Below are 15051 nucleotides of genomic sequence, written 5' to 3'. Positions count from 1 at the left end.
TTTTGAGAGCGGAATAACCATTCTCTGCAATCAAAGCCTTGTCTAAAAGCCTTTAAATTCTCACTGAGTGAGCAATAGTTTAATGTGATTGGTATTAATATCGTAAATTGAACTTACGCCAGTTAAAAATAGATAACTGGCGTATTAATGTTGTAAATTACTCTACCGAACGCAGTAATTCATTAATGCCGGTTTTTGCTAATGTTTTCGCATCAACTTTTTTCACAATAATGGCAGCATATAGCTGACAAGTCCCGCAGCTTGACGGTAATGTACCTGGCACAACGACTGAACCTGCAGGTACGCGACCATAATGAACTTCGCCAGTCTCACGATCGAAAATCTTAGTAGACTGTCCAATAAATACGCCCATAGAGATCACCGAACCTTCTTCCACGACAACGCCTTCAACAATCTCTGAGCGAGCGCCGATAAAACAGTTGTCTTCGATAATGGTAGGGCCGGCTTGTAACGGCTCTAATACGCCGCCGATGCCTACGCCACCGGATAGGTGTACATTTTTACCTATCTGCGCACAAGAACCAACAGTTGCCCAAGTATCCACCATACAGCCGTCATCAACGAATGCGCCAATGTTTACGAAAGAAGGCATAACCACAACATTTTTACCGATAAAACTACCAGTACGTACGCTCGCTCCCGGTACGACTCGTACACCATCGTTATTGAAGTCGGCATGGCCATAGCCTTCATATTTTAATGGCACTTTATCAAAATACGTGCTTTCACCCGCATGCATGACCTGGTTATCGTTGATTCGAAATGACAGTAATACTGCCTTTTTAAGCCATTGATTTACAACCCAATCACCGTTTATTTTTTCAGCAACTCGGGCATGTCCTTTATTTAGCAAATCTAACGCGGCCAAAATTGAATTTTTAACTTCAGGTGAGACGCTGCTGGGACTGATGTTCGCTCTGTCCTCAAACGCCTGTTCAATAATGTTTTGTATTTCTTTCATCAATAGTTTCCTAGGGACTGTTTATTATTAACGTAAATTTTAAAAATTGTTCTTGCTCAAAAATACCACCGTTGATGTCATAGGGAACGAGCCCTAAATGGTCTCGACATTAGGTAAAGGGTGTTTATGTGGACAAAGTTGTGCTTCCAAATGTGCCTGTTGTTCTTCGTTTAATGCACAGTTGTCCGCCGTAGAGATCAAAAACATATCCTCAGCACGTTCACCAAAGGTGGTGATTTTTGCCGAGTGTATGGTTAATTTCTGATCCTGAAATACCTTGCCGATTTCCGCGAGTAAACCTGGTCTATCCAGTGCGACCAATTCCATAGCCGTAACTTTGGTGTTGTTATGGGGGATAAAGCTGATTTGGGTTTGGATGTCAAATTGCTTAAATTTATGCGGCACAGGTTGTGGCACTATGGTGATGGTTTCCTGACTGGACAAACACTGTATCAATGTGTCTTTTACGTCCTGCATATGATAGTCGTCTTTCAATGCCTGACCCTTTCCATCAAGTACGACGAAGGTATTGAGTGTGTAGCCATCTTTACTGTTTAGTATTTTCGCATCATGAATCGATAACTTTTTACTACCCAGCACTGCGACAATCGTCGCAAAAATATTGGACTTGTCTTTGGTGTAGACAAAAACTTCGGTACCACCACGATAGGCTTTCGGGCTGACTAAGACCAAGGGTTTAGATCGGTCGTGGGTAAAAATAGCTTTTGAATGCCAACGTATTTGCTGAGGACTATAGCGCAGGAAGTAGTCCGGCTTAAATTGCTTCCAGACCGGTTTAATTAGATCGTTACTGATCTCATCCAGATTTAACAACAATAGCGCCTGCTGTTGGTTTTCTTTGATCTGTGCTCGGTATTCTACCGGCTTCTCAAGGCCTCTTCTCAGTGCCCGTTTGGTCGAAAAGTATAGCTCTTCAAGCAAATTCCCTTTCCAGCTATTCCACAAGCTTTCATTGGTTGCCCGCATGTCGGCGACGGTCAGACAGTAAAGATAATCGAGATGGGCTTCATCGCGCACAATCTCACCAAATTCACGAATAACGTTTGGATCGGAAATATCTCGGCGTTGCGCGGTAACCGACATTAATAAATGGTATTTTACCAACCAACTAATCATATTGGTGTCATGTTTGCTTAAGCCATGCATTTCACCAAATTTAATCGCATCCACGGCACCTAGTTCACTATGGCTACCGCCTCGGCCTTTGGCAATATCATGGAAAATACCGGCGATGTATAATAATTCCGGTTTGCGAATGCGTTGTACGATTTTGCTGCACAGCGGGAACTCATGTTTATGCTCTGGCAGCGAAAACCGGTACAGGTTTTTAATTAAGCGGTAACTGTGTTCATCTACGGAATACGCATGGAACAGGTCGAATTGCATCTGGCCGACGATATTTTGCCATTCGGGTAAATAGTTTGCCAAAATCTCATGGTGATGCATTAAGTTAAACGCGCGGCCAAGTCCTCTGGGATGGCGCATTAATGCCATAAACAGACGACGACATTCGGCGTAATCTATTAACTCAGAAATCAGACGTCGACGCGAGTTGCGCAGTAACCGAATGGTATCGGAATGAATGCCTTTCACCTGCGGGGTGTCGGCAATCACCAGGAATAGCTTCATCATCATTTCCGGGCGCACAAAGACTCGGGAGCTTTTCACCTGAATTAAATTGCCAATCATCATAAAGTCTTTATCGATATCGACTTCACGTTGTTTTTCATCATGATTTAAGATGGCTTGCTGGAAATGCTGCAATAGCATTTCATTGAGTTCGGACACATAGTTGATTACCCGGAAAAATCGCTTCATCATCCGCTCGATGGCTTTTTTTCCGTCTTCACCGAACCCCATCAGGCGAGCAACATCGCCCTGATAATCAAAGAGTAAACGGTTTTCACTGCGACCAGCGATGATATGCAGCGCAAATCGCATCCGCCACAGGTAGTCCTGGCATTCTATCAACTCATAAAATTCATTGAGCGTCAGGTATTTATGCTGTACCAATTCATCGAGGCTATCGGCGTGAAAGTGGCGTTTGGCAACCCAGGAAATGTTTTGAATATCTCGAAGACCACCAGGGTTTGCTTTTAAATTCGGTTCAAGGGTATAAGCGGCGCCTTTGTATTGTTGGTGACGCTTGATTTGTTCGTCGCGCTTAGCGATAAAGAATTTTTCCGAAGGCCAGAATTTCTTAACCCATAATTGCGGCCAAAGTTCTTCGGCTAAAGCCTGATTGCCACAGATCAGACGAGACTCTAACAAGTTAGTGGCGATGGTCACATCGCTGCTTGCCAGTTTAATGCATTCTTTAACACTTCTTACGCTATGGCCAATATCCAGGCGAATATCCCAAAGCTGAGTGATAAAGGCGCCGATGTAGTCTTCAAGCTCTTTGGTAAGTTTGTTTTGGGTGAGGATCAGAATATCGATATCAGAATAGGGATGTAATTCACCGCGTCCGTATCCGCCAACGGCCATCAGAGCAATTTGGTGTTCATCAAGGTGCTGTTGGCACCAGACTTTATTCAGCACCCGGTCGACATAATCGGCGCGGGCATGAACCAACTGGGTAATTTCGTGACTGGCAAAGGAGTCTTTCAGCCACTGATAAAACTCTTCACTTTGCTGTTGAAAATCACTGAGCGTCATTGCCGGCGAAGCCAGTGATAATTGCTCTTCAAATCGTTGGGGTAAAATACTTGTTTCAACCACGGTACAAATACATCCTTCTTGTCTGGCAGAAATCCGCTTATCTAATTGATCAACACTCTTGGCAGGTCTTTTTCTTCACTGCGGTGGGTAAGAATTTCACAGCCATTCTTAGTCACTAAAATGGTGTGCTCCCATTGCGCGGAATTTTTTCCGTCAACGGTATAGGCTGTCCAGCCATCGTCTTTATCGAGTACCGTGCCACCTTTACCCAGATTTATCATCGGCTCAATGGTAAAGATCATGCCTTCTTTCATTGCCCGGCCATCGCCATTTTTGTAATGTAGTATCTGTGGCTCTTCATGAAAGACCGTACCGATACCGTGACCGCAAAAATCTTTTACGATTCCGTAACGTCCCGACTTTTTGATGAATTTTTGGATGGCTGCGCCAATTTCATTGAATTTGGCTCCTGGCTTTACTTTGCGAAGTGCCTGGTAAAGGCTCTCTTGCGTAATACGGCACAAGCGGCGATTTTCCGGGCTGACATTGCCCACCAAAAACATTTTTGAGGTGTCGCCATGGTAGTAGGTCTTTTGGTCTTCAGGGGTATCTTCGCTATCGAATGAAATTTTACAGGTAATATCAATGTTGATGATATCGCCATCCTGCAAAACTTGTGATGAAGGAATGCCATGACATACCACATGGTTTACCGATGTACAGATGGACTTTGGAAAGCCGCCTTCGCCATTGCTATCGGCACCATAATCCAGCGGCGCGGAAAGGGCATTATTAGCATGGGTATACTGGGCGCAGATAGTATCCAGCTCTTCTGTCGTTACACCGACTTTTACATGGGGTTCTATCATTTCTAAGACGCTGGCGGCGAGCTTGCCGGCAACGCGCATATGTTCAATGTCACTTTGGCTCTTAATGACAATACTCATTCGATTCCTCAAACATTTGGAAAAACAGTCTCTGTGGTTAGAGAATGCGGATATCAAAGCCGAAATAATAACCTAAAATAAGGGCTTATGCCATATTGAGAAGGGCTGCGACAGGCAAATTTGAGTAAATACTTGATTAATGTTTCTTGGTGTCGCTGTCAGGGGGAAAACCCGACACAGGAAAATGTCGTAGGATGCGAACTTTTTTATCTGCGTTGCTTTATTTTTGAGCTGGTAAATGGTATAAAGCACCGCCCATGAAAAAGCCATCGGTGGATTCACGGGTTCGGGTTCAATTTTGAACATATTAATTAGTTAAAAACTCACATACATCGGCAAACGTATTCCGGGGTGCTGCCCTGATAAATTATCAGTTGTAGTCGGTAATACGGGATGTATGGACGCTTAACCCCAAGAGGATTATAAAATGCCAAACGTATCTATGCGCGATATGCTTAAGGCCGGCGTACATTTCGGTCACAAAACTCGTTACTGGAACCCAAAAATGAAATCATACATTTTTGGTTCACGTGACAAAGTTCACATCATCAACCTTGAGCAAACTGTTCCACTTTTCAATGACGCTCTAGCTTTCTTATCAGGTGTTTCTTCTAAGAAAGGTAAAGTTTTATTTGTTGGTACAAAGCGCGCGGCAAGCGATGCAGTTAAAGAAGCGGCGCTAAAGTGTGATCAATTCTACGTAAACCACCGCTGGTTAGGTGGTATGTTGACTAACTGGAAAACCGTTCGTCAATCTATCAAGCGTTTAAAAGATCTTGAAACTCAAAGCACAGACGGTACTTTCGATGCTTTAACCAAGAAAGAAGCATTGATGCGTACTCGTGAAATGGAAAAGCTTGAGAAAAGCCTTGGTGGTATCAAAAACATGGGTGGTCTTCCGGACGTTATCTTTGTTGTCGATGCTGACCACGAGCACATTGCTATCAAAGAAGCGAACAACTTAGGTATCCCTGTAATTTCTGTAGTTGATACTAACTCAAATCCAGACGGCGTTGATTACATCATCCCAGGTAACGATGATGCGATCCGTGCAGTAAGCTTATACCTTGATTCTGCTGCCAATGCAGTTATCGAAGGTCGTGAGTCGAACATTGCTGTACAAGCTGAAAAAGACGGTTTTGTAGAAGCTGAATAAGCTAATTCTATCTCGGCTGACTGGTTTCTCAGTCAGCCAAAATTAATACTTATTTTTGAGGAATTAACTCATGGCAATTACTGCTGCATTAGTTAAAGAATTACGTGATCGTACTGGCGCTGGCATGATGGATTGTAAGAAAGCCCTTCAAGAAGTTGATGGCGATATGGAACTTGCAATCGAAAACATGCGTAAGTCTGGTCAGGCAAAAGCTGCTAAAAAGGCTGGTAACATCGCTGCTGAAGGTCAAATCATCATTAAAGATGGTACTTTGGTCGAAGTTAACTGTCAGACTGACTTCGTTGCAAAAGATGACAACTTCTTAGCATTTGCTAACAAAGTTGCAGACGCTGCAGCGGCATCTAAGCCTGCAATTGCAGAGCTTCAGGCGCAGTTCGAAGAAGAGCGCGTTGCTCTAGTTGCAAAAATTGGTGAAAACATCAATGTTCGTCGTGTCGCGTATGTCGAAGGCGTTAGCCTTGCATCATACAAGCACGGTGCAAAAATTGGTGTTGTTGTTGCTGGTGAAGGCGACGCCGAAGCACTTAAGCACGTTGCAATGCACGTAGCGGCTTCAAAGCCAGAGTACATCAACCCTGAAGATGTTCCGGCTGACGTTGTAGAGAAAGAAAAAGCTATCCAAATCGATATTGCGATGAATGAAGGCAAGCCTGCTGAAATCGCTGAGAAAATGGTTACTGGTCGTATGAAGAAGTTCACTGGTGAAATTTCTTTGACTGGTCAACCTTTCATCATGGAACCTAAGCGTTCTGTTGGTGACATCTTGAAAGAAAAAGGTGTTTCTGTATCTAGCTTCGTTCGTTTAGAAGTTGGTGAAGGCATCGAGAAGAAAGAAGAAGATTTTGCTGCTGAAGTTGAAGCGCAAATCGCAGCAGCGAAAGGCGAATAATCCCCTTTTGTTGGACTGCAACGCAGTTTCTGGCGTTATTTTCTTTTAGGACTTTTTAAAGTCTTTCAAACGTATTAAAATAGCCGCGGGCAGTAATGTCCGTGGCTATTTTTTTAACAACCTCAAGGAATGTTTATTTTATGAGCAGCAACCCGAAACCAACATACCGTCGAATCTTACTCAAATTAAGTGGTGAAGCCCTGATGGGGGATGAAGGATTTGGTATCGATCCAAAAATTCTGGACCGTATGGCTCATGAAATTAAAGAACTCATTGAAATGGGCGTTCAGGTTGGCCTGGTTATTGGCGGTGGCAACCTGTTTCGCGGCAAAGGCCTGGCTGAAGCCGGAATGAATCGAGTCGTTGGTGACCAAATGGGGATGTTGGCAACGGTTATGAATGGCCTTGCGATGCGCGATGCCTTGCATCGTGCCTTTGTTAACGCACGACTAATGTCTGCTATTGATCTGACCGGTGTCTGTGACAGTTATAACTGGGCAGAAGCGATAAGCCTGTTAAAGTCTGGACGCGTTGTGATATTTTCCGCCGGTACCGGGAATCCTTTTTTTACCACGGATTCAGCTGCGTGTTTACGCGGTATCGAAATTGAAGCCGATGCGGTTTTTAAAGGTACCAAAGTCGACGGTATCTTTTCTGCCGACCCGGTAACCAACCCAGAAGCCAAACTTTACTCCAAACTTTCTTACTCAGAAGTATTGGATCAGGAATTAAAAGTAATGGATTTAGCCGCGTTCACTTTGGCGCGTGATCACTCTATGCCAATTCGCGTATTTAATATGAACAAAGAAGGCGCATTGAAATCCATTATTCTTGGCGGTAGCGATGGCACCGTTATCGACCATGTTGAGAATTTGAATTAAACTCCTGTTAACACACAGGTTTACAGAAGGAAGACTATTTTGATTAACGAGATCAAACAAGATGCAAAGACCCGTATGGGAAAAAGTATTGATGCGTTGAAAACTAACCTGAATAAAATCCGTACTGGTCGAGCTCACGCGTCATTGTTGGATAACATTACGGTTGAGTATTACGGTATGGACACGCCACTTAATCAGGTTGGTAATATTTCTACACCAGATGCCCGTACGATTGCGGTTACTGTCTTTGATAAAGCGATGATTGGTGCTGTTGAGAAAGCGATTATGGCATCTGATTTGGGTCTGAATCCATCTTCGCAGGGTACCTTAATTCGTATTCCTCTGCCGCCGTTAACGGAAGAGCGTCGTCGTGATTTGGTTAAAGTTGTTGGTGGCGAAATTGAAGGTGGTAAAATTGCGATTCGCAATATTCGCCGAGATGCTAATTCCGATATAAAAAGCTTGAACAAAGAAAAAGAAATCAGTGATGATGAAGCGCGTCAGGGCGAAGATGATATTCAAAAAATAACGGATGAATACATCAAGCAGTGCGACTCTATCGCTGCTGAAAAAGAAAAAGAACTAATGGAAATCTAAGCTTTCCATTAACGAAACGCCGTATTTTCTACTGGGAATGGCATTTAAACGCTGCCTGCCTTGGTAAATATACGGCCTTTTTGTATGATCACAATTCATATTGAATTAATTGTAATTTAAAGGGATATCATGTCTGTACCGCAACACGTTGCTATTATCATGGACGGCAATGGACGCTGGGCTCAACAACGCGGCAAAGGGCGCGTTGCTGGTCACAAAGCGGGTGTAGAAACCGTTCGTTCAACGGTGACTACGGCACGCGAGTTGGGGATAAAAGCATTAACGCTATTTGCGTTTAGTAGTGAAAACTGGAAGCGTCCGGAAGAAGAAGTTGGTGTGTTGATGGATTTGTTTATGTTCGTCCTTACTCGGGAAGTTAAGCGACTGCATAAAAATAATATCCGCTTCCAACTGGTCGGTGACAAACAGCGTTTTTCCGAAAAATTACAAGAAAAAATTAACGAGGCTGAGCAACTAACTAGAAATAATGACGCGATGGTTTTATCCATTGCTGCCAATTATGGTGGCCGTTGGGATATCGCCAAAGCTTGTCAAAAAATCGCTCAAAAAGCCGTAAACGGTGAGGTTGAACCTGCCGACATTAATGAGCATATGCTCGATAATTATATTCAGTTGTCCCAGTTACCCGAGCTGGATTTGTTGATTAGAACCGGTGGTGATTATCGGATCAGCAATTTTCTCTTGTGGCAGGCTGCTTATGCAGAGTTTTTCTTTACCGAGAAACTTTGGCCCGAATTTGATGCGGATGCTTTCAAGGAAGCTCTGCAAGCGTTTACCCATCGCGAACGTCGCTTTGGACAGACGGGTGAGCAGGTCAGGGGCATCTGAGATAAGCCAGGGTGGTTAAACCCGGGTTTATGAATTTTAAAAAGGAAGCACGTTTGTTAAAACAACGTATCATTACCGCTGCAATTCTTGCACCGATTGCAATCGCAGCCATTTTTTATTTGAGCTTGCCCTGGTTAGCCGCGGCATTGTTAATCGTCATGGCGATTGGTGCCTGGGAGTGGGGCCCTTTAATGGGGTTTGATAACACGCGTCGCCGCATCGCCTTTGTCGCAGGGATCTCTATCGCCATTATTGCCATGTGGTTTGTGTTACCACCTGAGCAAATCTGGTTGCATGAATCCGGTAGCAATTTAGTACTAAATCCTATTGCCATTTGGGTTCTTGGTATCGCGTCAATGTGGTGGTTATTTACCGTTATCCTAATTTTTAACTATCCAAGGTACTCTGATTTCTGGGCCAAGCACCGCAGTGTCAGAGGGCTTTTCGGTTTGTTTATCCTGGTGCCTACCTGGCTGGCATTTCTAGTGTTAAGAAGTGCAGAGTATAATACCGATGAATTCCATGGTACACGGCTGCTATTGTTGTTGTTTGTGCTGGTCTGGAGTGCAGACATTGGCGCCTACTTTACTGGTAAGCGCTTCGGTAAGCGTAAACTGATGCCTAATGTGAGTCCGGGTAAAACTCTGGAAGGTTTTTTTGGTGGCAATATCACCGCGGCGATTGCGATGGTGATAATGGGATTAATTTTTGAATGGCAAAGTCAGCAAATTGCAATGGCGGTGATTTTGGCATTATTGATCAGTACGGTCTCGGTTTTAGGTGATTTAACGGAAAGCATGTTAAAGCGACAGGCGGGTGTTAAAGACAGCGGTACTATTTTACCCGGCCATGGTGGCGTGCTAGATCGTATCGACAGTTTAACGGCAACGGCTCCAGTATTTGCATTATGTTATGTTATGTTTGGCTGGTAATCACAAATGACACAAACACATGGCGGTAAATTCCAGCCACAGGGAGTTTGTATTTTGGGGTCAACGGGATCGATTGGCCAAAATACGCTGGATGTGATCCGTCGCCATCCTGATGCATACCGGGTGGAATCTCTCAGTGCTCATCAACGTGATGACTTGATGTTGGCGCAATGTAAAGAATTTCAGCCTGCCACTGTGGTTATGGTGTGTGAGACGGCAGCGCGTCGCCTTAAAAGTAGTCTGGCCCAGGAAAAGCTTGCCCATATCGACGTGTTGTCCGGCAAGAGTGCTCTTAAAACGATCGCAGCAGACGAGCGCGCGCCAATCGTTATGGCAGCCATTGTTGGCGCCAGTGGTTTGTTGCCTACACTGGCGGCAATAAACGCAGATAAACGGGTATTGCTGGCCAATAAAGAAGCGCTCGTATGTTCTGGGCAAATTTTTATTGATGCTTTGCGTGCTTCTAACGCTGAATTATTGCCGATTGATAGCGAGCATAATGCTATTTTTCAATGCCTGCCTCCTGCATTCCAGGAAAATACGACGCAATTGCACATTCAGGAACATGGCGTTCGAAAAATTCTCCTTACCGGTTCTGGTGGTCCATTTCGGTCATTGCCGATGGACGAATTGGATGCGGTTACGCCTGACCAGGCATGTGCTCATCCCAATTGGGATATGGGGCGAAAAATCTCCGTTGATTCAGCAACCATGATGAATAAGGGTCTTGAGTTTATTGAGGCTAAATGGTTGTTTAATCTCGACGTATCCGATATTCAGGTGGTCTTACACCCACAAAGCAGCATTCACTCAATGGTGCAATATAAAGATGGTTCGGTGCTCGCCCAATTGGGAAATCCTGACATGAGAACGCCTATCGCTCATGCGCTGGCGTATCCTGAACGCATTGACGCTGGTGTGGCGGACTTTGACTTTTTTAACTGTCAGTCATTTGACTTTAGTGCCCCAGACGGGCAAAGATACCCGAATTTGATGTTGGCGATAGAAGCTTGCCAATTAGGACAGGGGGCTTGTACCGCCCTGAATGCCGCTAATGAAGTAGCGGTTGACGCTTTTCTCGGTGAGCAAATTAAATTTACCGATATCGCGATTATAAATGATAAGGTAATGCGTCATTTTGCAGAACGCAGGATTTCTACCCTTGATGATGTTAATCAGGTAAATCAGGAAGCAAGACAGCTCGGGGAATCCCACGTTGCTGCAATTGCTGAAGGAACACTACATGTTTGAGTTTTTTTGGAACCTGGCATCTTTCATCGTTGCCCTGGGCTTGCTTATCACGGTTCATGAATATGGACATTTTTGGGTGGCCAGACGATGTAATGTGAAAGTTGAACGATTTTCCATCGGTTTCGGTAAAAAATTATTTAAAACCTATGACAAGCACGGCACAGAATTCGTTATCGCCATGATCCCCTTAGGGGGTTACGTTAAGATGCTCGATGAGCGCGTAGATGACGTAGCAGAAGAAGACTTGCCCTATGCATTTAACCGGAAGAGCGTGCTGCAACGAATTGCGATTGTCGCTGCAGGTCCTTTGGCCAATTTTATTTTCGCGGTATTTGCTTTCTATTGTCTGTTATTGATTGGCCAGACGCATCCCAAACCGGTTATTGGTAGCATTGAACCGGATTCGATTGTCAGTCAGACGGCGATCACGTCTGAGCAAGAAATTGTTGCCATTAATGGTGAGAAAACTCAGACATGGGGTGAAGTTCAAATGGCCCTGTTCGGGCTGATTGGAGACGAAGAAATCGCGATATCAACTCGTGAACTGGGCAGTTCATTAGTTCGTGACTACTCACTCAACACATCATCATGGGATTTCGAGCCCAGTAAAATGTCGGCGATGAAGAGTTTAGGGATAGTGCCTTACTATCCTAAAGTCCTGACCACGATAGCCTTGGTTTCTGCTGGCAGTCCGGCGGAAATGGCGGGTATCCAAGCCGGAGATCGTATTCTGTCCATTGACGGTATTGCAGTGACGGATAATTGGCAGGAATTAGTGAAACAAGTCGAGCAGCGGCCGGGACAAGATACACAATTGTCCGTGCTGCGCGACGGGCAAATGCAACAAATTAGCCTTACCCCGGGAACCAAAGATTCTGATGGTGGTCGTAAAGTAGGGTTTATTGGGGTTTCCCCAACCGCAGAAGCCTGGCCAGAAGAAAATCTTATTGATATCCAATATGGCCCGCTCGTGGCAATTGGAATGGCATTTGAAGAAACCTGGAAGTTGATCAGAGTAAGTGTTAATGCCATAGGCAAACTGATTACCGGAGACGTTAGTGTTAGTAATTTAAGCGGTCCAATAGGAATCGCTCAGGGAGCAGGTGATTCCGCAAGCATCGGGATTGTCTATTTTCTAAGCTTTTTGGCCTTAATTAGTGTTAATTTGGGAATAATTAACCTTTTACCGCTGCCAGTACTTGATGGCGGCCACTTACTTTATTATGTTATAGAACTTTTCAGCGGCAAACCGGTACCCGAGAAAGTTCAGGAAATTGGTTTTAAGTTCGGAGCCCTGGTTCTTTTGATGTTGATGAGTGTTGCACTCTTTAACGATTTCTCCCGGCTTGGACAATAGATAGTAGATAAGTTGACAAATCGTATGATAATAAGAAAACTCGCCTTAGCAGTATTTTTGGGCAGCATTGGTTGTAGTGTTCAGGCAGCTGATGAATTTGTAGTAGAAGATATTCAGATTAAAGGACTGCAAAGGGTAGCGCTGGGAGCCGCGTTAACACATCTACCGGTAAGTGTGGGTGATGAGTTAACCGAATTCAGGATTTCCCAATCGATAAAATCCTTGTATGCATCTGGACATTTTCATGAAATTAGTGTTTTCAGAGATGGTGACGCGATTATTTATCGGGTCAAAGAACGGGAAACGATTGCTGATATTACCTTTGACGGTAATGATGATATTAAAGATGAGCAGCTGCAGGAAAGTTTAGATAGCAGTGGCATTCGTGTTGGTGAAACACTAGACCGTTCGGTGTTAACGAATATTGAATCAGGTCTGGAAGATTTTTATCACAGCGTTGGTAAATATAATGCCAAGGTAACCACTAAGATCACCCACTTGCCCCGTAACCGAATTAATTTGGTGTTCGATTTTGAAGAGGGCGATGCTGCGGCGATAGAACAAATCAATATTGTTGGTAATGAATTATTTTCTGATGCTCAGTTATTGGAAAAAATCGAACTGACCTATGATTCCCCGTGGTGGAATTTCATGGCTCAGGACAGATACCAGAAACAAACCCTGCAAGGGGATATGGAAACCATTGAGAGTTATTACCTGGATCGTGGTTATCTGCGATTTAATGTCGACTCAACTCAAGTTTCGATGAGCCCGAATAAAGAAGGCGTTTATATCACTTTGAATGTCACCGAAGGTGAGCAGTACACGGTGAATGAAGTTGAATTTGTAGGTGATATGGCCGGTTACGATGAGACCATTAAGCGTATTACGCCTTTGCGGACGGAACAACTATATTCCGGTGCAGAAGTTACCTACAGCGAAGAGCTAATTTCTAATTTTCTTGGTCGCTTTGGCTACGCCTATCCAGAAGTCAAAACCATGCCAGAGATCAATGAAGAAGATAAAACCGTTAAGCTGGTTGTATCTGTAGATCCTGGAAAACGTATCTATGTAAACCGAGTTAATTTTTCAGGAAATGACGTAACGTCGGAAACCGTTTTGCGCCGGGAAATGCGTCAGATGGAAGGCTCGTGGTTGTCAAACTCCTGGGTTGAAGCCTCGAAAATGCGTATTCAACGTTTGCCTTATTTTGAAACCGTTGAGTTTGAAACGACACCTGTTGCTGGTGAAGAGGATTTAGTTGACGTTGATTTTACCGTAAAAGAACAACCTTCTGGCTCATTTACTGCAGGGGTTGGTTATGGGTCCTATTCAGGTCTTAGCCTCAATGCTGGTATTCAGCAAAATAACTTCTTAGGTACCGGTAATCGATTGGGCTTTCAAATTAATACCAACCGCTATGCCCGTAATGCGAATATTTCCTATACGGATCCGTATTTCACGATTGATGGTATTTCTTTAGGCGGCAACATTTTTTACTCAGAATTTGATGCAGGCTCTGCAAACCTTGTTAACTATAACCAGACGTCATATGGTACCGGGGTTAACTTTGGTTTCCCGATCAATGAATATGTGCGGTTAAACTTTGGCGCCGGATACAAATACAGCGAAATCTCCAACTTGCAGTCTTATGAGCAAATTGAAGATTTTTACAAAATATTCCAGGATCCGAACAACCCTGATGCGAAATTAAATTTTAATACCTATGATTTAAACGGCACCATTTCTCGAGTTACGTTAAACCGCGGTACGTTCCCAACCGCAGGTTCGAGCATGTCATTATCTGGTAAGGTGACATCACCAAACTCAGATATTCAGTATTTTAAAGGTAAATTTGATTCTAAGTTTTATTTCCCACTCAGCAGGGATCACCGTTGGACCTTCCTGACTCGTTTGGAAGCGGGTTATGGCAATGGCTATGGCGATGTCAACGGTAATGATTACTTGTTACCATTTTGGGAGAACTTCCGTGCTGGTGGTTCAGATACGATGCGTGGCTTTGAAAATAACACCGTAGGACCACGCGCAATATTTCGAAGGTCACAAACCATCACTGGATTGCCAGGGGAACAAGAAGTATTAGGTCCAGATTCCGATGTCATTCAAGTGGATAATCGCCGAAGTGTAGGTGGTAATGCACTATTAATCGGTGGTGCGGAGATAATTTTCCCAACACCATTTTTGGACGAGAGTTATGCAAACAGTGTTCGTACCAGTCTATTCGTAGATGTAGGTAACGTTTGGGATACTGAATTTGACTTGTCAGATTATGAAGAATTGGATCCAGTCTATTTTAACATGATTGATGACTATTCCGACCCAATGCGTTTTCGTGCATCAACGGGGATCTCGGTACAATGGTTATCACCTATGGGACCGATGATTTTTAACTTTGCCAAACGATTGAAAACTCAAGAAGGTGATGATCACCAATTCTTTAGCTTTAATATTGGTAAAACGTTTTAGTTTCAGGCAGGATAGGCTGA

General features: G+C 44.0%; 12 protein-coding genes. 9 read left to right on the top strand and 3 right to left on the bottom strand.

Going from position 1 to position 15051, the window contains the following annotated elements:
* Window positions 1–157 precede the first annotated feature (157 nt).
* The 3 genes from dapD to map all read right to left on the bottom strand — a co-directional run bounded on the left by dapD (window position 158) and on the right by map (window position 4623).
* On the bottom strand, window positions 158–982 hold the full coding sequence (dapD, locus tag ACHUFQ_RS14815; protein ID WP_394176623.1) for a 2,3,4,5-tetrahydropyridine-2,6-dicarboxylate N-succinyltransferase: 825 nt from the start codon (window positions 980–982) through the stop codon (window positions 158–160).
* Window positions 983–1075: 93 nt separating this feature from the next.
* Entirely contained in the window at window positions 1076–3661 is a 2586-nt protein-coding gene (gene glnD / locus ACHUFQ_RS14810; RefSeq protein ID WP_394176624.1) for a [protein-PII] uridylyltransferase, read from the bottom strand.
* A gap of 104 nt (window positions 3662–3765) precedes the next feature.
* Window positions 3766–4623 (bottom strand): type I methionyl aminopeptidase, encoded by an 858-nt coding sequence (map, locus tag ACHUFQ_RS14805; RefSeq protein WP_394176622.1) that lies wholly within the window; start codon window positions 4621–4623, stop codon window positions 3766–3768.
* Window positions 4624–5038: 415 nt separating this feature from the next.
* On the opposite strand from map, the gene rpsB reads away from it, so the two are divergent.
* From rpsB to bamA, 9 genes are all read left to right on the top strand, one after another.
* The gene (gene rpsB / locus ACHUFQ_RS14800; RefSeq protein WP_394176621.1) at window positions 5039–5767 is read left to right on the top strand and encodes a 30S ribosomal protein S2; all 729 of its coding nucleotides are present in this window, start codon (window positions 5039–5041) and stop codon (window positions 5765–5767) included.
* A 70-nt stretch (window positions 5768–5837) separates the two neighbouring features.
* Entirely contained in the window at window positions 5838–6677 is an 840-nt protein-coding gene (tsf, locus tag ACHUFQ_RS14795; protein ID WP_394176620.1) for a translation elongation factor Ts, read from the top strand.
* A gap of 140 nt (window positions 6678–6817) precedes the next feature.
* Window positions 6818–7558: a UMP kinase gene (gene pyrH / locus ACHUFQ_RS14790; protein ID WP_394176619.1), complete on the top strand. Its 741-nt coding sequence runs from the start codon at window positions 6818–6820 to the stop codon at window positions 7556–7558.
* A 39-nt stretch (window positions 7559–7597) separates the two neighbouring features.
* A complete protein-coding gene (gene frr, locus ACHUFQ_RS14785; protein WP_394176618.1) occupies window positions 7598–8155 on the top strand; it encodes a ribosome recycling factor in 558 nt (185 codons plus the stop codon).
* 129 nt (window positions 8156–8284) lie between these two features.
* Entirely contained in the window at window positions 8285–9004 is a 720-nt protein-coding gene (locus tag ACHUFQ_RS14780) for an isoprenyl transferase (RefSeq protein ID WP_394176617.1), read from the top strand.
* Between the two features lie 53 nt (window positions 9005–9057).
* The gene (locus ACHUFQ_RS14775) at window positions 9058–9936 is read left to right on the top strand and encodes a phosphatidate cytidylyltransferase (RefSeq protein ID WP_394176616.1); all 879 of its coding nucleotides are present in this window, start codon (window positions 9058–9060) and stop codon (window positions 9934–9936) included.
* 6 nt (window positions 9937–9942) lie between these two features.
* On the top strand, window positions 9943–11187 hold the full coding sequence (gene ispC / locus ACHUFQ_RS14770) for a 1-deoxy-D-xylulose-5-phosphate reductoisomerase (RefSeq protein ID WP_394176615.1): 1245 nt from the start codon (window positions 9943–9945) through the stop codon (window positions 11185–11187).
* Window positions 11180–12544, top strand: coding sequence for a sigma E protease regulator RseP (gene rseP, locus ACHUFQ_RS14765; RefSeq protein ID WP_394176614.1), 1365 nt, complete (start codon window positions 11180–11182; stop codon window positions 12542–12544). Before ispC ends, rseP begins: the two co-directional genes overlap by 8 nt.
* A 24-nt stretch (window positions 12545–12568) precedes the next feature.
* Window positions 12569–15031 carry an outer membrane protein assembly factor BamA gene (gene bamA, locus ACHUFQ_RS14760; RefSeq protein WP_394176613.1) on the top strand — a complete coding sequence of 821 codons (2463 nt, stop codon included), beginning with the start codon at window positions 12569–12571 and terminating at the stop codon, window positions 15029–15031.
* Window positions 15032–15051 lie beyond the last annotated feature (20 nt).

The organism is Thalassotalea litorea (genome assembly GCF_043642205.1).
Classification (GTDB): Bacteria; Pseudomonadota; Gammaproteobacteria; order Enterobacterales; family Alteromonadaceae; genus Thalassotalea_A; species Thalassotalea_A litorea.
The sequence above is the reverse complement of the archived record's forward strand: the minus strand, read 5'-3'. Positions and strand labels throughout refer to the sequence as shown.